This window comes from Burkholderia sp. IT-111MI5 (assembly GCF_949752865.1).
Taxonomy (GTDB): Bacteria; Pseudomonadota; Gammaproteobacteria; order Burkholderiales; family Burkholderiaceae; genus Burkholderia; species Burkholderia pyrrocinia_C.
In genome coordinates this window covers 68,133-91,149 of the sequence record NZ_CATKIF010000009.1, presented here as the reverse complement: position 1 = coordinate 91,149, position 23,017 = coordinate 68,133, and the positions used below count along the sequence as shown (strand labels likewise).

Here is a 23,017-nt window from a genome sequence, read left to right as displayed (position 1 = left end):
GTCTGGAATTTGAAAGAAAGCGGGATTATTCGTGCAAGGCACGCCTTGTCGGCAAGGCTTCGCCGAATATTTTGCTTTTCTCGCACAACGCAGAAGCGCCTTCTGTATTGACGAAGCGCTTCAAAGTTAGCCTTCAGATCGACAGGATTTTTCTTTCATTTTTATTATCACAAATCGATTAAAGCGGCGTAGCTTCATGCATACGTGATTCGATGACTCTATTCACTTCTACAATTTTTCAATCCGCGGGGCTTATGCGTGCCTCGCCATCCACAAAATACCGATTCCGCTAATTCGCCTCGGTTGCAGTGGAATTATTTACCCGATATCCGACCGGATTTTCCGCGGTGCGAGCGGCGCGCGATACACACGCGCCGTCGCCCGCCACAAACAATCAACCCGCCATCAACGCCCGCCGCCCGGCAGCGCGATATCGATCAGCACCGGATCGTGATCCGACGAACGATACGCATCCGGCGCGTAGAACGTCTTCTGCTGCTCGGCCGACTTGTACGCCATCGTGTATTGCAGCGCGAGCGGCTCGTCCGCGTTGACGTGCCATTCGTGCACGGCCTTCACGTGCGACGCGAGCGGCAGCGTCGCGAGCGCGTGATCGAGATAACCGGCCTCGCCGTTGTACACGTAGCTGTACGCGTTCGCACCGATCCAGCGCGCGACGAGGTTGCGGTAGCCGCGCGATTCGAGCGCGCGGATCGGGTCTTCATGCGTATAGCTGTTGAAGTCGCCGATCAGCAGCACGCCCTGGCCCGCGACACCGGTCGGCGTGCCGGCGAGCCAGTCGGCAACCTTCGCCGCCGCACGCGTGCGCGTCGGGTTCCAGCAGCCCTGGCCGTCGCCCTGGTCGAGATCGTCGTTCGCGGCGTCCGGGCAGTTCTTCGACTTCAGGTGGTTCACCGCGACCGTCAGCGCCTGCTTGCCGCCGATGCGGCGGAACGACTGCGCGAGCGGCTGGCGGTTCTTGTCGTCGATCGCGAGCGTGGCCGCGCGGCCGACCGGCTCGACCTTGCGGCTGTCGTAGATCATCGCGACCGCGATCGCGTCGCCGCCGAGGCGCGACGTGCCCGGATCGACGACGCGCCAGGTGTTGCCGAGCTTCGCCGCGAGCTGGCGCACCGCGCTCAGTTCGCCGTAGCCGTTGTTCTGGATTTCCATCAGGCCGATCACGTCGGCATCGAGCGCCTTCAGCGCACTGACGATCTTCGCTTCCTGACGCTGGAATTCCTGGTAGTTCTTCGCGCCGCGGTTGTTCGGATCGTCGAAGCCGCCGCCGAGACCGTTGCCGTTGAAGTAGTTGAGGACGTTGAACGACGCGACGCGCAGGTTCGATTTCGGATCGCGCGCGGGCGCGTTGGTGCGCGGGTTCGTGCGTGCGTCGAACGCCGGCACGGCCGCGCCGGGCAGCGGCTGCACGCGCCAGGCGCCGTAACGCACTTCGAGCACGCCTTCGACGTCGCGCACCGTGTAGCCCGCGCGCAGCGTGTTCGCAGCCGACAGGCCCGGCGCCGGATACGGCACGGTCGCGGGGTTCTGCTTGTTCGAGCCGTCGTCGAGTACCAATCGGTTGCGTGCGTTCGCATCGATCTGCGTCTGCGCCTGCGCGGGCGGCACGACGCTCGTCGGCGTGCGCAGGCGGCCGTTGCTGAGCAACACGCTGCCGTAGCGGCCGAGCTCGTAGTTGTCGGTGACGTTCAGCGTCTGCGGCAGGCGCACGAGCATCCCTTCATACGCGGCGAACGCGTTCGGGCCGTCGACCGGCAGCGCGAGCGTCGCGGGCGTGACGGTCTGGCCGTTCGCGCACACCGCGATCGCACCCGACTGCGTGAGTTGCGTCTGCCCGTATTTCTCCTCGACCTTGCCCGTCACGTGCACGAGATCGCCGGCCTTCGCACGCACTTTCGGCGCATAGACGAACAGGCCTTCTGACACGCCCGGCTGGTTGCGGCGCTGCGCGTCGGCCTGCTGGACGAAGAAGCCGCCGAAGCCGTCGGTGCCGCCGAAATCGGCGGTGACGACGGCTTCGATCGACACGTTCTGGCCGGCGAGCGGCGACGGCGCGCCCGGTCCCTGGATATCGGCGATCGGCGTCGCGCTGCCGCCGCAGTTCGCGCTGACGGGCGCGGCGGTGGCGGCGATCGCCGGCGCAGCGAGCGTGGGCAGAAGCAATAACGGGGCAAACAGGCGGATTGTCGAGCGCATGACGGGGAATCCCGGTTGTGAGGGTGGCGAAAGCTTAGCGGCGCTCAATGACAGTTTTTGGTAATCAGAAGACAGGCCGATGTAATTTTCGTCATCGCGCTGCGATCACAACCAGCCGCACGGGTTGTGCCGAAAAACGCAGGGGGATCGTCCGACAAAAATCCGCCGTCCGCGTGACGATTCCCCTGCGTGACCTGCAGCACCGCACCGCCGCGCTAGACCGTCCCCGGCAACGCACTCGACACGAGCACGGCCGCCACCATCAGCACGCCGGCCAGCACCACCGCCTCGATCCGCAACACCGCGCCGAACCGGCGCAACGGGCCGGCCGGCATCGCGGCGGCCGGGTCCTTCAGCGCGGCCAGCAGCTTCGGCATCCCGAAGAACCGGTTGTGTCCGCCGAGCGCCGCTGCAATCAGCACGAGCGCGAGCTTCAGCAGCAGGATCTGTCCGTACGTCGACGCGAGCAGGTTGGCGGGCGTATCGACACCGCGCCATCCGTTGTACGCGCCAGTCGCGAACAGCGCGATCAACGCATAGGTCGACGCATCGGAAAGCGACTGCACGAACGACGCGCCGGTCGCGCGTTCGCCCGCGGGCATGCCAACGAGTCGCGGCATCACGCCGAACGCCGTCACGAGCACGAGCCCGACCCACGCGCTGATCGCCAGCAGATGCAGCCAGTCGACCCACACCGGCACGCTGAACAGCCCCGCGTCGACCGGATGGCCGCCGTTGCTGCGCGCGAGCGCGACGCATGCGAGCGCGGCCCACATCGCGAACGGAAAGCGTGTGTCGTTCGCATGCCTGACGAACGACAGCAGCACGACGACGACCATGAACACGGCACCGGCCAGCCACGCATGGCCGAAGCCGGTGCCCACGAGCATCGCGCGGACGGACGGCCCGGCGTCGAGCAGCGACACTTCGCTCATCAGCGCGCAGTGCGCCCAGAATGCGGTGATGCTCGCGAGCAGCGACACGACCGACGCGATGCGCAGCGTCGCGACGAGACGCCGCCCGATGCCGTGCTGCCACGCCGACGCGCCGCGCGCGAGCCAGTGGCTGCCGAGCAGCGCGCCGACGATCACCGCGAACCCCGCGTTCTGGATCGCCACCGATACGAGCCGCAGCAGGCCGACGAAGCCCTCGTTCACCCTTTCACCTTGAACGTATAGGTGCCCTTGGTGCGATGCGCGTCGGCCGTCATTGCCGCCCACTGCACCGTGTACTCGCCCGGCGCGAGCTTCGGCATCGCGACGGTCATCACGCGCGGGTTCGACGCGTCGACCTTCGCCTTTTCCTGCGTGACCGCGTTGCCGTTCGCGTCCGACACCTTCACCGAACTGAACGTCGGTTCGAGGTCTTCGTTGAACGTCAGCCGCAACGTGTCGGGCGCCGTGTCGACCGTGCTGCCGGTCGCGGGCGCGGCGCTTTCCAGCTTGCCGTGCGCCGATGCCGCGACCGGTGCGGCCGCGAGAATCGCGCCGGCCGCGGCGAAGGCGGCCAGCCGCGTGAGAGTCGTGATCTTCATGTTCATGCCCGGCGTCACGGCTTCTTCAGTTCGACGACGGTCAGCGCGCCGCCCACGTCCTCGGCGACGAAGTCGATCTTGTCGCCCACCTTCACCTGCGACAGCATCGCTGGGTCCTTCACCTTGAACACCATCGTCATCGCGTCCATCCCGAGGTTGTCCAGCGGGCCGTGCTTGATCGTCAGCCTGCCCGCGGCCGTGTCGACCTTGCGGATCTCGCCGTGCGACATTCCGTGCTTCGCGTCGGCGCCCTGCATCGCGCCGCCGCTCATGTCCATGCCGGCCATGTCGCCGGCCGCGTACGACGCGGCGGAAAACGCCAGCGCGCAACCCATTGCAATCGAAACCAGTCCCTTCTTCATCGTGCTTGCTCCCGAGTGAGTGAATCGAAACCGGCGGCCGCATCGGCACGGCCGCCGCGTGCTGCTACTGCTGCTCAGCCGTCCGGCAATTCGCCGGTGTATTCGTATGCGACGGTGCCCTTCGGATGCCGGAACCAGCCCGGATCGCGATAGTCGTTGCGGCCGAGCCCCTGCCGCACCTTGAGCACCGTGAACATGCCGCCCATCTCCAGCGGCCCGAACGGGCCCGTGCCCGTCATCATCGGCAGCGTGTTGTCGGGCAGCGGCATCTCCATGTTGCCCATCGCGCCGCCCGTGCTGCCCATCGCCATGTAGTCGGGCACGAGCTTGCCGATCTTTTTCGCGAGATCCTTCTGCGGCACGCCGATCAGGTTCGGCACCTGGTGGCCCATCGCATTCATCGTGTGATGCGACTTGTGGCAATGGAACGCCCAGTCGCCCGGGCGATCGGCGGTGAACTCGATCGCGCGCATCTGGCCCACCGCGACATCGGCCGTCACTTCCGGCCAGCGCGCAGCCGGCGGAATCCAGCCGCCGTCGGTGCCCGCGACTTCGAAGCTGTAGCCGTGCAGGTGGATCGGATGGTTCGTCATCGTCAGGTTGCCGAAACGAATCCGCACGCGGTCGCCCGCGCGCACCGGCAGCGGATCGATGCCGGGGAACACGCGCGAGTTGAAGGTCCACATGTTGAAATCCGTCATCTCGTTCACGCGCGGCGTGTAGCTGCCCGGATCGATGTCGTACGCGGCGAGCAGGAACACGAAGTCGCGATCGACCGGCATCGTGCCGCGATCCTTCGGGTGCACGATGAACATGCCCATCATCCCCATCGCCATCTGCACCATCTCGTCGGCGTGCGGGTGATACATGAACGTGCCGTGCGATTCGAGCTGGAACTCGTAGACGAAGGTCTTGCCGGGCGGGATATGCGGCTGCGTGAGGCCGCCGACGCCATCCATCCCGTTCGGCAGCCGCAGCCCGTGCCAGTGGATCGTCGTGTGCTCGGGCAGCCGGTTGGTCACGAAGATGCGGACCTTGTCGCCTTCGACGGCCTCGATCGTCGGGCCCGGCGACTGGCCGTTGTAGCCCCACAGGTTCGCGTTCATGCCGGGTGCCATCTCGCGCACGACGGGCTCGGCCGTCAGGTGGAATTCCTTCCAGCCGTTCTTCATCCGCCACGGCAGCGTCCAGCCGTTCAGCGTCGCGACGGGCGTGTACGGGCGGCCGTTCGGCGGCACGAGCGGCGGCTGCGTGGCGGTTTTCGCCATCGTGGGCGCTTCGGGCAGCGACGCGGCGCCGGCCTTGCTGACCATCGCGGCGCCCAGCAGCGCGGCGCCCGAGCCGCTGAGAAATTGTCGACGGGACACCATGTCAATGACCTTCAGGATGCGTTGCGGGCGCCGGTTGCGCCGCGGGTGAGGAAGCCGGCTGCGGCGCAGCGTCGGTTCCGGGTTCGGGTTCGGCGGCAGCCGCCGCGCGCGGTGCGGGGCCCGTAGTCGGCAGCCGGCCGCCGACGGCCATCTGCAGATCGGTTTCGGCGAGCCAGTAGTCCTTCAGCGAATCGATGTAGCCGTTCACCGCGCCGACCTGTTCGCGTGCATCGGTCAGCAGCTCGAACACGCTCGCGAGCATCCCGTTGTAGCGCAGCAGCAGTTCGTCCGAGATCGTCTTGCGCAGCGGCACGACTTCGTCTCGATAGTGCTTCGCGACGTCATAGCTCGTCACGTATGCCGCGTAGGACTCGCGCACTTCGGAGCGCGCATCGATGGCCGTCTTCGCGAGCCGGTTCGCCGACTGCATGTAGACGGCCTCGGCCCGCGCGACCTTCGCGCCGCCCCAGTCGAACAGCGGAATCTCGACGCTGATCTCGTAGCCGTGCTCGTGACCCTTGCCGGTCTCGTAGTTGTTCACGTAGCCGAGATCGACCGCGTTGATGAAGCGCGTGGCCTTGCTGAGGCCGAGCGACGACGCGACGCCCTGCGTCTGCAGCTTCGCGGCCTGGATGTCGAGGCGGTTGCTCATCGCGAAGCGTTCGAGATCGGGCAGGTCCGGGCGCGCTTTCGGCAGGTCGGGCAAGCGGTCGGGCAGCGCGTACTGCGTGCGCTCGCCCCACAAGCCCATCGCGCGCGTGAGCTTTTCGCGCGCGGCCACGGCCTGCTGGCGCGCCTTCGCGTGCTGTGCGACCGCATCGGCATGGAACGCCTGTTCGCGCGCGTAATCGAGCCGGCTGAAGTTGCCGGCCTGCCGCATGCGCTGTGCGAGTTCGGCGGCCGCGCTCGCCGCATCGCGCACTTGCTGCGCGTAGTTCGCGGCCTGCTCGGCGGCGACGGCCTCGAGATACGCACGGCGCGCGTCGGCCGCGACCTTCAGCATCGCGTCGGCCGTTTCGAGCTTGGTCTGTTCGAAGCGGCGGCGCTCGATGTTCGTTGCGAGCGGCATCGTCAGCAGCGCGAACACGTTCGCCGAGAACGTGCGGCCGAGCGTCAGCTCGCCGTCGCCGGCGCGCGTGCGGCTGAACGAGAAGCGCGGGTTCGGCAGCCGGCCTGCCTGCACGAGGTCGGCTTCCGACAGTCCGAGCTCCGCGTACGACGCCTGCAGGCCGCGGTTGTTCAGCAGCGCAACCTGAACCGCGTCGTCCATCGACAGCGGTTTCGCGAGCAGTTCCGTGGTCCGCTTGTCGACGGCTTCGCGGTCGGCGTCGGTGCGGACGACGACGGCGTCTTTCCCGATCCGTTCCGACGCGGTGGACGACACGGCGCCAAAGCCGCCGTCCTTCGAAAACGTCGTGCAGCCCGCGAGGAACGCCAGCACGACCGCGGCCGCGCCGATCCTCGGCGATATCGTGAGGTGCTTCATCGCGCGGCCCCTCCGTGCGTCGAATGGGCGCCACCGTCGCCCGCCGGGTTGCCGGGCTTCGCGTCGGCGGTCGTGCGCCCCTTCGCGGGCCGCTCCAGTACGTCCCGGTTCAGTTGCTTCCAGCCCGGGCCTTCGTCGTCCCGATACGGCCGGTAGCCGTCGAACGCGGACGTCACGGCGACGTCCGGCACCGTCGCGGCGGCATCCGCCGGATCGGGAAACGGGGTTTGCGCAGGCGCGAGCGACGGCACGATGGCCGCCGCGCTCAACAGCGCCGCAGTGATCAATCGCATGAACAAGTCTCGTCGTAAGTCGTCCGGCGGACCGCGTACGGCCGCCAGCGTGGATTGCGGGTCGCGGCCGGTCGGCCGCGTGCAGGGACTAGACGGGAATCCGCCGAGGCGGCCGCTCGATGCCGCCGGTCAGGAACGACACGACGACGGCCGAAAGCGGATACGACGCGATCGCGATGCTGGCGTCCGCCGCAGCCGGCACCGCCGGCACACCCGACATGCCCGTGCCGAAGCAGCAGGACACACAGGCGGCACACGACGCCGCGTGGCTGTCGTGATCCCCATGGTTCCCCCGCGTGCCCGGTGCGGTCGACATCGTGTGCGGCGCCTCTTCCGCATGCGGCACCGCAGCGCCCGCGCACTGCATCGAAACGGTCGCGAACGACTGCATCGGCAGGCTCAGCGCCAGCAGCACGACGAGGATGAATTTGCGCCAGTACGACATGGAAACGGAATCAGGCAGGCAACGATCGGATCGGCCGGCGCAGCGCCGCGACGGCGCGCTCCGGGGACAACACGGCTGCAGCTTATCGCCGCCGCCGTGACGACGACATGGTCGAAACATGACGGGATTTTCATGAAACGCGGGCGGAGTGGCGAGTCAGCACTTCATGAAAATTCCGTCATCCGGCGGTCATCTTTCGCGCACGCACGGCGCCGTAAGCTCAGGCGTTACACTGACCGGCTGGAACCACGGACAGCCTGCCTCACCATGCGGATACTGATAGTCGAAGACGAACCCAAGATGGCGTCGTACCTCCGGAAGGGGCTGATGGAGGCGAGCTACACGGTCGACATCGCGGAGAACGGCAAGGACGGGCTGTTCCTCGCGCTGCACGAGGATTTCGATCTCGTCGTGCTCGACGTGATGCTGCCGGAGATGGACGGCTTCGAGGTGCTCCGGCGGCTGCGCGCGCAGAAGCAGACGCCCGTGCTGCTGCTCACGGCCCGCGAGGCGATCGAGGACAAGGTCACCGGCCTCGAACTGGGCGCCGACGACTACCTGCTCAAGCCGTTCGCGTATGCCGAGTTCCTCGCGCGCATCCGCTCGCTGCTGCGGCGCGCACCGCGCAACGTGCGCGACATCCTGTATGTGGCCGATCTCGAAGTCGACCTGATCAAGCGCCGCGTGCGGCGCGCCGACAACCGCATCGACCTGACCGCACAGGAATTCGCGTTGCTGCAACTGCTCGCGGAACGCGAGGGCGAGGTGCTGACGCGCACCTTCATCACGTCGCAGATCTGGGACATGAATTTCGACAGCGACACGAACGTCGTCGATGCGGCGATCAAGCGGCTGCGCGCGAAGATCGACAACGCGTACGACAAGAAGCTGATCCACACGATCCGCGGCATGGGTTACGTGCTCGAGGATCGTTCGTGACCGCCAGCCCGGCTTCGTATTCGCTGCTGCGGCGCCTGACGCTCGCGTTCGCCGTCGTCGCCGCGCTCGTGTTCGCGCTGACCGGCGCGTACCTCTATCGTTCGTTGTCCGCCGAACTGACGCGGCGCGACGACATCGAGATCTCCGGCAAGCTCAACCAGTTCCTGCAGCTCGCGCACGCGAGCGGATCGACAGCCGCGCTGCGCGCCGATCCGGCCGTGTTCCATGAAGTTCTGCTGTCGCATCCGGGCGTCTATCTCGGCATATACGACGGGCAGAACCGCCCGCTCGTCGAGCACACCGACGAAGCCGGCAACACGCTCGCCACGGTGATCGCCGCGCCGCATGCGTCCGGCGGAACCGGTAAAACCGGCCGCCCGTTCACCTGCTCGCCGCCCGGCATCGGCACATCGCGCTGCGTCTATGCGCGCGCCACGCTGCCGTCCGGCGAGGCAATCCAGGTCGCGCTCGCACGCACGGCGACGGATCGCCAGTCGCTGCTCGAAAGCTATCGCGTCGACATCTGGCTCGCGGCGGCCGTCGGCGCGCTACTGGTCGGCGCGCTCGGTTATGCGGTCGCGTCGCGCGGCCTGCGCCCGGTCGAGAGCCTCGGCCGGCAGACGTCGCTCATCGAGGCGCACAACCTGAACGCGCGCCTCGACGCGCGCGGCGGCCCGGTCGAGCTCCGCGAGCTCGCGACCTCGGTCAACCGGATGCTCGACCGCCTCGAACGCGCGTTCGTGCGGCTGTCGCAGTTCTCGTCCGATCTCGCGCACGACATGCGCACGCCGCTCGCCAACATGATCAGCTCGTCGCAGATCACGTTGTCGCGCGCGCGCACGACCGAAGAATACGAAGCGCTGATCGATTCGAATATCGAGGAATGCGAACGGCTGCAGCGGATGATCGAGAACATGCTGTTTCTCGCGCGCACCGACAATGCGCGGCAGCACCTGAAAACCGCCGAGCTCGACGCGGGCAGCGAATTGCGCCGGCTCGCGTCGTATTTCCAGGCACTGGCCGACGAGGCCGGCGTGCGCATCGACGTGCGCGGCAATGCGCCGGTCGTTGCGGACGCAACGCTGTTCCGGCGCGCCGTCAGCAACCTTGCGTCGAACGCGCTCGAACATGCGGAAGCCGAGTCGACGATCGAGCTGGCCGTTTCCGTGCAGGCCGGTTACGCGGTCGTCGAGGTCACGAATCGCGGCGCCGCGATTCCGCCCGAACAGGTCGACCGGATCTTCGAGCGCTTCTACCGCATCGATTCGTCGCGGCATGGTGCGGCGCGGAACGCGGGGCTCGGGCTCGCGATCGTCAAGTCGATCATGGAGTTGCATCGCGGCAAGGTCGAGGTCGTGAGCCGCGACGGACGCACGACGTTCGCGCTTTACTTTCCGCGCGGCACCGATAGTTAGTCAGGCAGTTCGCTGCCGGCTCGCGATCACCGGGCGTGCTCGGTGCCGAACGATCCGCGCAAGCGGACGAGCAGCGCAATGGTCGCCGCACTGAACACCGCCCCCGCGTAGAACGTGGCCGCGGCGCCCGCCCTGTCCCACAGGATGCCGGCGACGACACTCGATACGAGCGTCACGACGCCGCTGAGCAGATTGAAAACGCCGAACGCCGTGCCTCTCAATTCGGACGGCGCGGCTTGCGCGACCATCGTGGCGAGCAACCCTTGCGTCATCCCCATATGGAGCCCCCACAGCGCCACGCCGACGAGTACGGTTCCCCAGTGCGTGCCGTGCGCGAGCACGAGGTCGGCTGCGATCAGCATCACGAGTCCGGCCACCATCAGCTTCGTGTGGCTCGTCGTGTCGGCGAGCTTGCCGAACGGATAGGCCGACAACGCGTACACGACGTTCATCGCCACCATCACCAGCGGAACGAGCGCGACGGGTACGCCGCTGCCCATCGCGCGCAGCACCAGGAAAGCCTCGCTGAAGCGGGCCAGCGCGAACACGGCACCGACCACGACGACCCACCAGTAACGCGCGCCGAGTTGCTTCACGACGTCGCGGCGGATCGGGTTGACGCGCTTGTCGCCCGGCGCGCGCGCCGGCTCTTCGATACCGAACGCGAGCAGCGCCACGGCCAGCATGCCCGGGATCACGGCCAGCCAGAACGCGAGGCGGAAGTCGTCGCGCCACATCAGCATGATGGCGACGGCCAGCAGCGGCCCGAGAAACGCACCCACCGTGTCGAGCGCCTGTCGCAGCCCGTATGCGGCGCCGCGCAGGTGGACCGGCGTGACGTCGGCCACGAGCGCATCGCGCGGCGCGCCGCGGATTCCCTTGCCGATCCGGTCGACGATCCGCGCCGTCACCACGACGCCGATCGTCGGCGCGATGGCGAACAGCGGCTTGCTGAGCGCGCCGAGCCCGTATCCGGCAACCGCCAGCCACTTGCGATTGCGCAGATAGTCGCTCAACGTGCCGGAGAACACCTTGACGACCGGCGCCGTCGCCTCGGCGATCCCCTCGATGACGCCGATCGCGGTCGCGCTCGCGCCGAGCCCCGCCATCAGGAACATCGGCAACAGGCTGTGGATGATTTCCGACGATACGTCCATCAACAGGCTGACGCAGCCCAACACCCAGACGCTGCGCGGAATTTGACGAAGAATGCGGGTCGACGCTTCGGTCTGCATGGGTCGCTCTCGATTCGGGAATCCTGACACGGGATGCCACCGATACTACTGCGGGCCGGTGACACACACCACACGGACGCGTCGACGTTAATAGAGAGTCAGAGGCTTCGCTTGGTTTTCGGATCAGCCGCCCGGCCCGCCATTGTTGCGCGCGGCCGCCAGTAGCCCCCAAAGCGGGTTCGTCATCAGGTTGAACTGAGTGGCGTATTTTGAGGGTTATACGACCTTTGAGCCATTCACTTCCGGTTCCATAATTTGCGCAGGAATCAAGCCGGAACACGAGCACAAACGCGATTGCGGCTTGTGCGTCCGGTTTGACCAATCTCGAGCAAAGAAAGGAACGGAAGATGAGGCTCAAGAACAAGTCAGCTTTGATTACGGGCGGTACCAGCGGCATCGGTCTCGCGACCGCCAGGCTTTTCATTGCAGAAGGCGCCCGAGTTGCGGTTACCGGTCGCGATGATTCAGTGTTCGAGCGCGTGAAGGCCGAGCTTGGCGAGAATGCGTTGGTTCTCAAGGGCGATGTCCGTTCGATCGAGGACATGCGAGCGATTGCCGCAGAGGTAAAAGCGAAGTTCGGCGGGCTGGATGTCGTGTTCGCCAACGCTGGTTGGGCTTTCCCGTCCGCGGTCAACGACATCGACGACCACCTCTACAACGAGATCATGGACATCAACGTCAAGGGCGTGGTGTTCACGCTTCAAGCGGTGCTGCCGGACTTGCGAGATGGCTCGTCAGTCATCCTCAACACATCGTTCGTCGCCCAGACCGGCAAGCATGGCATCTCGTTGACGGCAGCGGCGAAGGCCGCCGTGAGATCGCTGGCCCGTAGCTGGTCCTACGAGTTTCTCGATCGCAAGATTCGGTTCAACGCGATCGCGCCGGGCGGCATGGACACGCCCCTGTTCGGCAAGTGGGGGATGTCGGACGAGGATGTCCGCAACTTCAAGAGCGAGTTCGCGAAGACCATCCCGGTAGGCCATCTCGGCAAGGCAGAGGACATTGCCTACGCGGCGCTCTATCTCGCCAGCGACGAATCCTCGTACGTCGTCGGCAGCGAGCTGATTGTCGATGGCGGTGCCTCGCAGCTTTAAGCCCGCGCGTTCCGATTCAAGAGCCCTGCACGTTCTTCCGGCTCATCCACACCTTGATCACACGTCCACCCGCATGCCTGTCGTGGTGGTTTTCAATCCGGCCCAACCCTGTTGCGCACGGAGGGGCCGAAGCGCAAGGAGAAATGATCTTGACCGACAGCAACGATAACAATGCCTACGGAAAGGCACTCACAGGAGCAGGTCGCTCGCGCCGCGATATGCTCAAGCTCGGCAGCATCGCCACGCTGGGCGCCGTGCTGGGTGGCGGAGCCCTGCTTGGCCGCACCACGCCTGCTCTTGCGCAGGCAGCCAGCAAAGGAGAACTCGCTCCGGATGCCCCGCTCAACATTTTGATTGTCAATTACGACGGCGGGACACTTCTCGACTTCGCCGGCCCCAGCGAAATTTTCCACCGCTTACCGAATACGAACGTTCGCTATGCGAGCCTCGATGGGGGCAACGTGACTCTCGAATTCGGGGTCGTGTATGGCAAGACCGAACGACTGGCCGATATCGAAAAGACCGACCTGATTCTGGTGCCCGGCGGGTCCGATTTGACGGCGCCGATGCGGCCCGAGTATCAAGCGCAGATCCGGCGTTTGGCGGAAAGCGCCAAACATGTCACGTCGGTTTGCAACGGATCGCTGGTGCTCGCTGCGACGGGCATTCTCAAGGGCAAGCGAAGCGCCTGCCATTGGGCCTTCGTCAACAAGCTGTCCGAATATGGCGCGATCCCCGTGCCGGATCGGTTCGTGGAAGACGACAACGGCCGCTTCATGAGCGGCGGCGGCGTGACGGCGGGCATCGATTTCGCCCTTCGCGTCGCAGAGAAGCTGCGCGGTCGGCAGGCCGCCGAATTCACGCAACTCGTGATCGAATACGATCCCGCTCCGCCGTTCCATTCCGGTCATCCCAGAGACGCACGGCCGGAACTCGTCGCGATGGTCGACAAGGAACTGCCTGGTGCATCCAGGGGGCTCGCACGCATCCCTGGCGTTCGCTGAGATGCCCGCGGCCAATGTCTGCGAGGACTCGCACGCGTTTCGATGAAGCCGCGGCCGACCTCGCTTGCCTCACCTGCGCAAGCTGGCGCAGCCCCTTCGATTCAAACCCTGATCGGAAATCCTGAAATGCAACAGATTCGTCGTTTTACTGCAGCCGTTGCAGCCTGCTTTTCATTTTTCGCGTTTGCGGCGCCAGCCATTGCCGGCGGCCCGCAGCCTCAAACCGAAGCGGCCATCAAAGCCGAGAACGCGCGATGGGCGGATGCCTTTGCGCGAGGGGACTACGACGCGATAGGCCGTCTATATACGAAAGACGGCGCACTCCTGCCGCCCGGCGGCGACAGGGTGACGGGGGGCAGCGCGATTGCCGCGCACTTCGCCAACGGGTATGCCGGGGCAAAACCCGACACCGTATCGTTCAGCAATTACGAGTTCTACGGTAACGACCGGACCGTGACGGAGGTTTCGGATGCGGAAATCCGTGACCCTGCTGGAAACCTCAAATACCGCGGCAAGCAGATCCTCCTCTTTCTGAAGGAGGGCGGCGCGTGGAAATTGCATCGCGACATCTGGAATGATTACGCTGCCCGGAAATCCGATGGCCATTGAGCGCCCCGCGATCCAGGTAGTGACGTACCGCGAGCGCCAATAGCCCGGCGCTCGATCAGCGCGCACTGTTCAATCTGCTCTCGCGGCGGATCGCCTGCGGAGGGTGGCCATACAGTTTGATGAAGGCCCTCCGCATGCGTTCCGGATCAGTGAATCCCACGGCCAGCGCAATTTGTTCGATGGGTTCACTACCGTCCTGCAGGCGCAGCCTCGCAGCTTCGACGCGCAAACGCTCGACCGCCCTGGCAGGTGTTTCCCCGGTTTCCCGACGAAATGCTCGTCCGAACTGCCTCGGACTCAATCTTGCCGCATCGGCGAGTCGTTCCACTGGCAGCGCTTCGGCCAGATGCTCTCTCGCGAAGTTCAGCGCGATGCGGATACGATCCGATTCAGGCTCCATTTGCGACATCGCGGAGAATTGGGACTGCCCGCCCGGTCGACGGTACGGAACGACCAGCAGCCTGGAAACGGCGCGCGCGACTTCCGCACCCATGTCTCTTTCGATCAAGCCGAGCGCCAGGTCAATTCCGGAGGCAATGCCCGCCGACGTCCAGATGCGGCCGTCCACGATATAGATGCTGTCGCCCTCGACCCGGGCGCGAGGGAAGCGGGACTGCAACAGCGCAGCGTATCGCCAGTGCGTGGTTGCTCTCAAGCCGTCCAGCAAGCCGGTTTCCGCAAGCAGAAACGCTCCCGTACACACGCTCGCCACCCGCGACGCCCTGGCGCACAATTTTTTTGCAGCGGCGATGTTCTCCGGTGTCTGCATCGGGCTGATATCACCGCCCACGAAAACGACGGTGTCGAACATGCGCCTTCCGATCGGCTTGGTCTCGATCGACAGGCCGGTATTGCCGCGTACCGGGCCTCCGGACTGCGAGATGACATGAAGATCGTACGGAGTATGGCCAGCGGCTCCGGCCACCTGATTAAAAGCCGACAGTGGCCCGCCAAGATCGAGCGCGTCGTAGCCACTGCAAACAAAAAACCCGATTCGATGCATGACGGAGTCGTTGGCCGAATACCCTGAGAAGGCGTATTTTACGGAAATCCCTCAAATCGTGTCATGCAGGCGGAAATGACGGCAAATCGTCATTTGCCCCTCATCCACCCGCTGAAGTGTCATTGGAACGGGAACGACTTCGACCGGTTACGTGCCGCGCGGCAGCCGGTCCGCGCCGCATGCGTCAGTCGTCGACCCGCCGGCGCGTGAACGCGGCGCGCCCCGCGACCGGCTCACTCTGCCAGCAATTCAGCGCCGCGGCGCGACGAGATGCCGACTAGCTGATCGGCGGGCTGCGGCCGCGCGAACAGGAAGCCCTGCCCCTGGTGGCAACCGATTTCCTGCAGGAAGGCCAGCTGCTTTGCCGTCTCGACGCCCTCCATCACGACATCGAGCCCCAGCGCACGCCCCATCGCAACGATCGCGCGCACGATCGCGTCGTCCGTGCTGCCCGAACCGCAGTCCGCGAGGAACGACTGATCGATCTTCAGCGTATCGACGGGCAGGTCCTTCAGATACACCAGCGACGAATAGCCCGTACCGAAATCGTCGATCGCCAGGCTGATCCCTCGCGTCGCCAGTTCGCGCAGCAGGATGCCCATTTCCTCGCGGGTGTTCATCGCCATGCTTTCGAGCAACTCGAGCTGCAGGCATTCGGCCGGCAATGCGGTTTCGCTGAGAATGGTCGTCAGGTCGCTGAGGAAGTGGTCGGTAAAGCACTGCCGTGCCGACACGTTCACCGACACACGCCCGAACTCGAAGCCCTCGTCGAGCCAGCGGCGCGCCTGCCGGCAGGCTTCGTGCAGCACCCACCTGCCGATCGGGACGATCAGCGCGGACCGCTCCGCCAGCCCGATGAAGTCGCCCGGCGGCACCAGGCCCCTGCGTGGATGCAACCAGCGCAGCAGCGCCTCCACGCCGACGATCCGGCCGCTGGCCAGATCGTATTGCGGCTGGTAGAACAGGCGGAATTCATTCTGCTCGAGCGCGCGGTGCAACTCGCCGAGCGTCTCCAGCTGCTCGATCGCCGACGACGTCATCTTGCTCTCGAAGAACTGGAACACGTTCCTGCCGCGGCTCTTCGCGCCGTACATCGCCTGGTCCGCGAGCAGGATCAAGTCCTCCGCCTCGGTGCCGTCGTCCGGATAGATGCTGATGCCGATGCTCGGCGTCACGAAGATCTCGCGACCACCGATATCGATCGCCCGCCCCACTTCGTCCAGCAGCTTGCGCGCAACTCGCCCGACGTCGCGGACATCGTCGACCTCCTCGAGCACGAGCGCGAATTCGTCGCCGCCCATGCGCGCCACCGTGTCGTTCGCGCGCACTTTCGCGACGATGCGCTCCGCGACCATCTTCAGCACCTCGTCGCCGGCGTTGTGGCCGAGCGTATCGTTGACCAGCTTGAAGCGGTCGAGATCGAGGTACATCACCGCGACCTTGCGACCGAGCCGCTTCGCGTGGACGATCGCGTGCGCGAGCCGCTCCTCGAACAGCATCCGGTTCGCGAGATTGGTGAGCACGTCGTGCGTGGCGAGATAGCCCAGCCGCTCCTCCGCCTGGCGCCGCTGCGTGATGTCGGAAAAGATCGCCGCGTAGTGAGAGATCTCGCCTTCGCTGTCGCGAATGCTGGTGATCGTCAGGTATTCGAGAAACAGCTCGCCGGTCTTGCGGCGATTCCAGATTTCGCCTTGCCAGTGGCCATCGGTCGTCAGCGAATGCCACAGCTGCTTGTAGAAATCGGGCGTCTGGCGCCCGGAACTCAGCAGGCCCGGGTTGCGCCCGATCACTTCGTCCTCGGTGTATCCGGTCAGGCGCGTGAAGGCCTGGTTGACGCGCTCGATCTTCGCGTGCCGGTCGGTCACCATGATGCCTTCGAGTGCCGATTCGAACACCCGATCCGCCATGCGCAGGTTGAAGCGCGCGAGGCCCAGCGCTTCGTCGCGCTCGCGCAAGGCGCTGCGCAGCTCGTTCGCGTATTCGTGCTCGATGCTCTGCAGCACGTCCGCGAAACAGAGCAGCCCGGTCAGCCTGCCATCGTCGTCCTGGATGCCGACATGCCGCATATTGTGCTCGGTCATGAAGCGCTGCGCCGCATACAGGCTCTGCTTGGCGGTCAGCATCTGCAGCGGCTTGCTCGCATGGGCCCCGACCGCGCCTTGGGCCCCGCCGTCCGCCAGGAGCCGGACGATGTCCCGTTCGGTCAGGATGCCGTGCTCGCCGTCGTCGTAGCCGACGAGGATCGCATCGAGCCGTTGCGCGCGCATCCGCGCGATGACTTCGTGCAGTGCGGCCTGCTCGGGCACCACAACGGGCGGATGGACGCAGATCGATTCGATCGGCTTCAGGTGCAGGAAAAATTCCGGCCCCTGGTTCACGACGACGTCGGTCTGCGTCAGCACGCCGATCGCGGCGCCATCCCGGACCACCACGAAGTGCCGCACGCCCGACTGCTTGAACTTCATCGCGGCTTCACCCAGCGGCGTATCGGCCTCGAGCGTCAGCACCGGATGGCTCATCACCTCGCTGACCGGCCGATCGAGTTCGCGCGAACTGTCGCCGGCCGACAGTGCATCATGCTCGGTCCAGATCCCGACGACCTGTTCATCCTGCATCACGACGATCGAGCTGCAACGTTCGGCGAACATGCGTCGCGCGACCTCCCGCACCGGCGTGGCGGGCGCGCAGGACAGAATCTGACGCGCGACGAGGCGCGCAATCGGAACATCGTAGCTGTTCGGATACATTCTCTAACCAAGACGAAAAATCCTCGCCGGCGCACGTCGATCCGGCAACCTTCGGGCTCGCCCGCGGCGGCAGGCAAGATGCGATCTCACTTGCCTCGAATGGTTGCGTACTCATCGAACTCGCAAACGGGGAATTGCCCCATCGCTCGAGGCGTCGTGGCGACGAGCGCGGCACTTTGGCCCCGTGACCACGGTCGACGCCCCCTTGTCCGGCGAATCCACATGCCGGAGCACCGCCCTCACCGCCCTTTCAGGGGCAGCCGCCCTGAGTTAACGGCAGATTCGGACAAGAGTTGAGTGCCACGACGACATCCGGGTTGCGCGGCGGCAAGTCGAGCGGCTGCGGGCAGGGTGAGGTCGACGGCGCGGCCATCGCTCCCTTATTGCGAGGCTCGCTGCGGGCGGTGTGCGGGTAGCCCACGCACCTGATCGTCGTACCACGCGGCGGCGGCAAGCCAGAGCATGGTCAGGTCGTTGGGGGTGAAGATCGTCAATTCATTGCACGCTGCGCGGATTGCGTTGAACTCCCCCGATTCGGCTGCCTCGCTGGCGTTCAATAGCAGACCCAGCTCGCCACGCCGTTCGAGCAGTGCCCGCCGGATATCGGCGTGGATCGGCAGCGTAGTCACGACGTCCTCGATCGTGTTGCCGAACAGCACATGAACCAGCGAGAACACGCCCGCAATGAACGCGGTCTCGGCAATCCTATCGTCATCGGGCCGCAGCCGGCTGGCGGCAAGTTCCATGAATCGCGCGCGCGTGCCGCACAGCTGCGCCAGCGGATCGGAGCGCAGCGCGTCCAGACGTTCATCTGCAAACAGGAGCAACTGTGCCCAGCGCGTGATTTGCCGCGTGCCGACCAGCATGATCGCCTCACGCAGCGATGAAACTGCCTGGCTAAGCCCGACCGCGCTCGAATTGAGCAGCATCAGAAGTTGAATGACGAGGTTCGGAATCCGCTTGAGTTCGGCTTCGAGTTCGACAATCTCCGGTTCGCCGCCCAGAAGCACGAGCAGGCGCAGCAGCGCGTCGCGCGATGGCTTGATGCGCCGCGATGTCAGCACCTGCGGCTTCGCAAAGTAGTAGCCCTGAAACAGGTCGAAGCCGGCGCGCATGGCCGCAGCATGGTCCTCCGGTGTTTCGACTTTCTCGGCGATCGACACCTTGCCGTGCTGCCTGACGGCGTCGATCAGTTCGCCAAGGTGTTCGCGCGGGCATTCGAGAAAATCGATCTTGACGATATCGACGTAAGGCAGAAACTCGAGCAGGCGCGGGGAAACCCGAGAAACGTCATCCAGCGCGAGCCGGTAGCCCGCGCGCCGCAGTTCGTTACAGCGCCTGCAGAGCGCCTCGTCGAACGTCACGGTTTCGAGGATTTCGAGTACGACGCGTTCACGCGGCAACAACCGGACGATGTCGGACATCAGCACCGTCCGGTCGACGTTCACATAGCCGGTGCGATCGCCCAGTGCAGCGTCGAGGCCAATATCGCCGATGAGTCTCTCGATGACCTGCGCAGTGGCAGCAGCGTCATCCGTGATTCGGGCAAGATTGGCTGTCCCGGAGCGGAACAGCAGTTCGAATGCGTTCAATACTCCGCTGCGGTCCAGAATCGGCTGCCGCCCGAGGTAGACGTATTCCGGTGTGGCGGCTTTGCTGTCCGACGTCGGTTGATCGTCGGCGGGGCCGGGCATCGGTGCTCTTGTATTCAATCTTGAACGATCCCCTTAGAGTTGAGGTCTCGCGGATGCCAAGCGGGTATCCGTCGCATCCGGGGAGTTCGTTGCGCTGATGACTGGCGTCGTCTCCGGCTTCTTCAACGCTCACGTAGACGCATGATAACCCTCCGTGCCGGCGTCGACCCGCGCGGTTTGCTCCGCCTGTCGGTCACTCGTGACGCGGATGGCCGCCTAAAAGCTGTCCCATTCTCCCGCCGCGGCGGTTTGCGCTGCCAGAACGGGCTGCGGTGCGGGCCGATCCGGGGCTGACCTGGCCGGGGTCCGGGCGCGCGTCGGAGTCGGAGCCGCAATCGTGTGCGTTTGCGTGACAGGGCGGCTGGCTTCGGCGTCGCGTGAGGCGTTCAGTCTGAACATCGAAACGGACGCTTTCAGATCGTCCGCCTGCGACTCGAGCGAGCTGGCGGCGGCCGCCGCCTGTTCGACCAGCGCCGCGTTCTGCTGCGTGACTTCGTCCATCTGCGTGACGGCCTGGTTGACCTGGCCGATACCCTTGCTCTGTTCCTGCGATGCGGCTGTGATTTCCCCCATGATGTCCGTCACGCGCCTGATCTCGTACGTAATCTCCCGCATCTTCGCACCCGCTTCCCGTACATGGCCGGCACCTGCCTGCACGCGCTCCACGGAATCGTGGATCAGCTCCTTGATTTCCTTGGACGCCGCCGAAGAGCGCTGTGCCAGCGAACGCACTTCCGACGCGACCACCGCGAAACCCCGTCCCTGCTCGCCCGCCCGCGCCGCTTCGACAGCCGCATTCAGCGCGAGGATATTGGTCTGGAACGCGATGCTCTCGATGATACCGACAATGTTGGCGATCTTGTCCGAGCTGGCGTTGATGCCATCCATGGTTTCCACCACGCGTGACACGACGGCGCCGCCCTGCTCCGCCACCTGCGCAGCCTGCGCGGCGAGTTGGCGGGCCTGGCTGGCATTGTCGGCATTCTGGGTGACGGTAGAGGTCAATTGCTCCATGCTGGCCGCCGTTTCCTCGAGCGAGGCGGCCTGCTCTTCGGTGCGCTGCGACAGGTCCTGGTTGCCCGCCGCAATCTGGTGCGTGGCGGTAGCGATCGAGTCGGCCGAAACCTTGATCGTACCGATCGTCTGCGTGAGCTGCTCCTGCATGCGCTTCATCGAAAAAAGCAGGCTCGAGCGGTCCTCCGGTGCGGTCTTCACCACGGCGGTCAGATCGTTGCCGGCGATCCGGTTTGCAATCTCGGCGGCATAGGACGGCTCACCGCCCAGCGAGCGCAAGATGCCGCGGTTGAGCAGCAACACGACAACCGACAGCGCGCCGGCCAGTACCACCAGAATCCCGAGGCTCTGGTACAGCGTCGAGCGGAATGCAGCATCGAGGTCGTCGACATAAAGCCCCGTCATGAGAATCCAGTCCCACGGCTGATATGTCACGTTGTAGACGACTTTCGGAGAGGCTTCGGTTCTCCCCAGTTTCGGAAAGGAATATGCGGTAAAACCCCGACCGGCATGCTTGATGACGGCGACCGTGTCCCTGAAGAAGTAGACGCCGTTCGGATCCTTGAAATCGCCGACGTCCTTGCCTTCCAGTTCCGGTCTTGCAGGGTTCATTAGCGCCATCGGCTGCGAATTGAGGATCACGAAATAACCGTCTTCGCCGTACCGCATGTTCCGGACGCTGTCCAAGGCCCGCTTCTGGGCGTCCGCTACCGGCATGGCACCGGCGGCAGCCTGATCGCCAAGGGTCTTGACCGCACTCAGCGCGATCTCCGCTGCATGTTTCAGGTCCGCCTTGCGCTCCTCCAGCCGCATTTCTCGAGTCTGGTAAGCGTTGTAGACCGATATGCCGGCGAGACACAGCAGGCTCAGGATGAGTGGCAACCAGAGTTTCTGCGCAAATGACAGCTTCATGTGCTTACCGACCTTGCAGATTGACCAGCGGGGGGGAGAAGGTGCGAAGCTCACTCTGCAGAGTGCAGCTTCGACGGAATACTTGCAGCAGATAACGGCCCGAGATCGATCGCGATTAGCAGTCGATTCTGGAGCGGTCCCTTACGGAAATTGCCAAAATGCTGGCTGCCGATATGTGATAGAAGCAGGCACGGGCGCCAAGGACCAAGAGGCGTGCCGACGGCCGCTTACGATCAGGTAACGGTCATACACGATAGTTGGCATGAAGGGCGGCTCATGGTCGGACAGCGACATCCACGGAAATCCGCGAAGAAACACTTTTCGAGGCGAAGGCTTGTCGAAAGAAATCCGCTCCGCTAGACTGCCCTTCGTCTTTGGGGAGTAGCCTGCTTTCCGCTCCGCGGAAAGCGAACGCGTCAACACACTCGGCTTTCGGCCGTGGCGCGTTCGGCCGATTCGGTCTGGCGAGACCATGGGCACATCGCGTCGTTCCTGGTCGGACGTCGGCGGTTGTGCCATGGTTCGTCAGCGTCCGACCACGGAGTCCCCATGTTCCTCCCAGCCGTTCCCCCGCGCCCCGTCGCCCGCTACGCATCAGCCTGCGGAGGTGTCGCATGACTTTCATGTTCGTCGAACTGGCGTTCATGCTGCTCGTGATCCTCGTGGCCGCCGAAGTCTTCACCAATGCGCTCGAACATCTCGGCGAACGTCTGAAGATTTCCGAAGGCGTGACCGGTTCGCTGTTCGCGGCCGTCGGCACCGCGCTGCCCGAAACGATGGTGCCGCTGCTCGCGCTGGCCGGCGGCACGGCGAACCAGGCCGTGAACGAGGAAATCGGCGTCGGCGCGATTCTCGGCGCGCCGCTGATGCTCGCAACGCTGACCACCTTCCTGATGACGCTCGCCGTGATCCGCTCGCGCGGGCTGCGCGGCACGATCGCGCCCGAGCGCACGGGCTTCGTGCGCGACATGAACTACTTCCTGGCCGCGTTCTCGCTGGCGACCGTGGCGATGTTCGTCCCGCATCACAACTGGGCCGTACGCGCGCTGCTTTCCGCGATGCTGGTCGGCATCTACGCGATGTACGTCGTGATGACGTTCCGCGCGTCGAGCCAGCTCGTCGATGCCGGGCACGGCACCGAGGCGCCGCACACGATGTTCCTGGCGCGCACGGGCCTGCCGACCAACCTGGCGACCATCGCGCTGCAGTTGCTGCTCGGCGTCGCGCTGCTGGTCGGCGGTGCGAAGGGCTTCATTCACGGCGTGGGAGGCGTGTCGCACGTGCTCGGCATATCGGCGCTGCTGCTGTCGCTGATCATCGTGCCGATTGCCACGGAGCTGCCGGAGAAGGTCAACAGCGTGCTGTGGATCCGCCGCAAGAAGGACACGCTCGCGTTCGGCAACATCACCGGAGCGATGGTGTTCCAGGGCACGCTGCTGCCGGCGATCGGCATCACGCTGACGCCGTGGGAGCCGCGCCCCGAAGTGCTGACCGGCGTGATCGTCACGCTCGCGGCGGCGGCCTGGCTGCGCGTCAATGCGCGCAAGCGCGGGCTCGCGATCTGGGCGTTGCTGGCGAACGGCGCGGGTTATGTGGTGTATCTGTTCCTGACGCTGGCGCGCTGAAGCCGGGATCGGGCGCATT

General features: G+C 65.2%; 19 protein-coding genes and 1 riboswitch. Of the genes, 6 read left to right on the top strand and 13 right to left on the bottom strand.

Annotated elements, in window-relative coordinates; translation table 11 throughout:
- Window positions 1-405: 405 nt before the first annotated feature.
- The 8 genes from ACM6JT_RS07505 to ACM6JT_RS07470 form a co-directional block, all read right to left on the bottom strand.
- A complete protein-coding gene (locus ACM6JT_RS07505) occupies window positions 406-2,217 on the bottom strand; it encodes an ExeM/NucH family extracellular endonuclease (RefSeq protein ID WP_414856200.1) in 1,812 nt (603 codons plus the stop codon).
- Between the two features lie 215 nt (window positions 2,218-2,432).
- Window positions 2,433-3,374, bottom strand: coding sequence for a CopD family protein (locus ACM6JT_RS07500; protein WP_414856199.1), 942 nt, complete (start codon window positions 3,372-3,374; stop codon window positions 2,433-2,435).
- Window positions 3,371-3,751, bottom strand: coding sequence for a copper homeostasis periplasmic binding protein CopC (gene copC / locus ACM6JT_RS07495; protein WP_414856198.1), 381 nt, complete (start codon window positions 3,749-3,751; stop codon window positions 3,371-3,373). The genes ACM6JT_RS07500 and copC overlap by 4 nt, the downstream gene beginning before the upstream one ends.
- 14 nt (window positions 3,752-3,765) lie before the next feature.
- The gene (locus tag ACM6JT_RS07490; protein ID WP_131949125.1) at window positions 3,766-4,113 is read right to left on the bottom strand and encodes a copper-binding protein; all 348 of its coding nucleotides are present in this window, start codon (window positions 4,111-4,113) and stop codon (window positions 3,766-3,768) included.
- 74 nt (window positions 4,114-4,187) lie between these two features.
- Window positions 4,188-5,483 carry a multicopper oxidase family protein gene (locus tag ACM6JT_RS07485; protein WP_072438338.1) on the bottom strand — a complete coding sequence of 432 codons (1,296 nt, stop codon included), beginning with the start codon at window positions 5,481-5,483 and terminating at the stop codon, window positions 4,188-4,190.
- A 1-nt stretch (window position 5,484) separates the two neighbouring features.
- Entirely contained in the window at window positions 5,485-6,969 is a 1,485-nt protein-coding gene (locus tag ACM6JT_RS07480; protein ID WP_414856197.1) for a TolC family protein, read from the bottom strand.
- Window positions 6,966-7,262, bottom strand: a complete 297-nt coding sequence (locus ACM6JT_RS07475) for a hypothetical protein (RefSeq protein WP_243566039.1) — start codon at window positions 7,260-7,262, stop codon at window positions 6,966-6,968. Before ACM6JT_RS07475 ends, ACM6JT_RS07480 begins: the two co-directional genes overlap by 4 nt.
- 88 nt (window positions 7,263-7,350) lie before the next feature.
- The gene (locus tag ACM6JT_RS07470; RefSeq protein ID WP_034181933.1) at window positions 7,351-7,707 is read right to left on the bottom strand and encodes a hypothetical protein; all 357 of its coding nucleotides are present in this window, start codon (window positions 7,705-7,707) and stop codon (window positions 7,351-7,353) included.
- 267 nt (window positions 7,708-7,974) lie between these two features.
- Here ACM6JT_RS07470 and ACM6JT_RS07465 point away from each other — a divergent pair, with 267 nt between their 5' ends.
- Window positions 7,975-8,646, top strand: a complete 672-nt coding sequence (locus ACM6JT_RS07465) for a heavy metal response regulator transcription factor (protein WP_034181932.1) — start codon at window positions 7,975-7,977, stop codon at window positions 8,644-8,646.
- Window positions 8,643-10,061, top strand: a complete 1,419-nt coding sequence (locus ACM6JT_RS07460) for a heavy metal sensor histidine kinase (RefSeq protein ID WP_414856196.1) — start codon at window positions 8,643-8,645, stop codon at window positions 10,059-10,061. Before ACM6JT_RS07465 ends, ACM6JT_RS07460 begins: the two co-directional genes overlap by 4 nt.
- 26 nt (window positions 10,062-10,087) lie before the next feature.
- On the opposite strand, the gene ACM6JT_RS07455 is transcribed toward ACM6JT_RS07460, so the two are convergent.
- Entirely contained in the window at window positions 10,088-11,296 is a 1,209-nt protein-coding gene (locus ACM6JT_RS07455; protein ID WP_105392746.1) for an MFS transporter, read from the bottom strand.
- A gap of 347 nt (window positions 11,297-11,643) precedes the next feature.
- Here ACM6JT_RS07455 and ACM6JT_RS07450 point away from each other — a divergent pair, with 347 nt between their 5' ends.
- The 3 genes from ACM6JT_RS07450 to ACM6JT_RS07440 all read left to right on the top strand — a co-directional run bounded on the left by ACM6JT_RS07450 (window position 11,644) and on the right by ACM6JT_RS07440 (window position 14,003).
- Window positions 11,644-12,390, top strand: coding sequence for an SDR family oxidoreductase (locus ACM6JT_RS07450; protein WP_414856195.1), 747 nt, complete (start codon window positions 11,644-11,646; stop codon window positions 12,388-12,390).
- Window positions 12,391-12,539: 149 nt separating this feature from the next.
- A complete protein-coding gene (locus ACM6JT_RS07445; RefSeq protein ID WP_414856194.1) occupies window positions 12,540-13,394 on the top strand; it encodes a DJ-1/PfpI family protein in 855 nt (284 codons plus the stop codon).
- 126 nt (window positions 13,395-13,520) lie between these two features.
- Entirely contained in the window at window positions 13,521-14,003 is a 483-nt protein-coding gene (locus tag ACM6JT_RS07440; protein ID WP_034181928.1) for a YybH family protein, read from the top strand.
- A gap of 55 nt (window positions 14,004-14,058) precedes the next feature.
- On the opposite strand, the gene ACM6JT_RS07435 is transcribed toward ACM6JT_RS07440, so the two are convergent.
- From ACM6JT_RS07435 to ACM6JT_RS07420, 4 genes are all read right to left on the bottom strand, one after another.
- Window positions 14,059-15,006, bottom strand: a complete 948-nt coding sequence (locus ACM6JT_RS07435; protein WP_414856193.1) for a GlxA family transcriptional regulator — start codon at window positions 15,004-15,006, stop codon at window positions 14,059-14,061.
- Between the two features lie 233 nt (window positions 15,007-15,239).
- Entirely contained in the window at window positions 15,240-17,753 is a 2,514-nt protein-coding gene (locus tag ACM6JT_RS07430; RefSeq protein WP_175746761.1) for an EAL domain-containing protein, read from the bottom strand.
- 380 nt (window positions 17,754-18,133) lie between these two features.
- The gene (locus ACM6JT_RS07425) at window positions 18,134-19,447 is read right to left on the bottom strand and encodes an EAL and HDOD domain-containing protein (protein ID WP_034181925.1); all 1,314 of its coding nucleotides are present in this window, start codon (window positions 19,445-19,447) and stop codon (window positions 18,134-18,136) included.
- Between the two features lie 216 nt (window positions 19,448-19,663).
- The gene (locus tag ACM6JT_RS07420) at window positions 19,664-21,373 is read right to left on the bottom strand and encodes a methyl-accepting chemotaxis protein (protein ID WP_414856192.1); all 1,710 of its coding nucleotides are present in this window, start codon (window positions 21,371-21,373) and stop codon (window positions 19,664-19,666) included.
- A gap of 364 nt (window positions 21,374-21,737) precedes the next feature.
- Window positions 21,738-21,875: riboswitch (yybP-ykoY riboswitch) on the top strand.
- Between the two features lie 112 nt (window positions 21,876-21,987).
- Between ACM6JT_RS07420 and ACM6JT_RS07415 the strand changes: the two genes are divergently transcribed.
- Window positions 21,988-22,998 (top strand): sodium:calcium antiporter, encoded by a 1,011-nt coding sequence (locus tag ACM6JT_RS07415; RefSeq protein WP_414856191.1) that lies wholly within the window; start codon window positions 21,988-21,990, stop codon window positions 22,996-22,998.
- The last annotated feature ends 19 nt before the right edge of the window (window positions 22,999-23,017 follow it).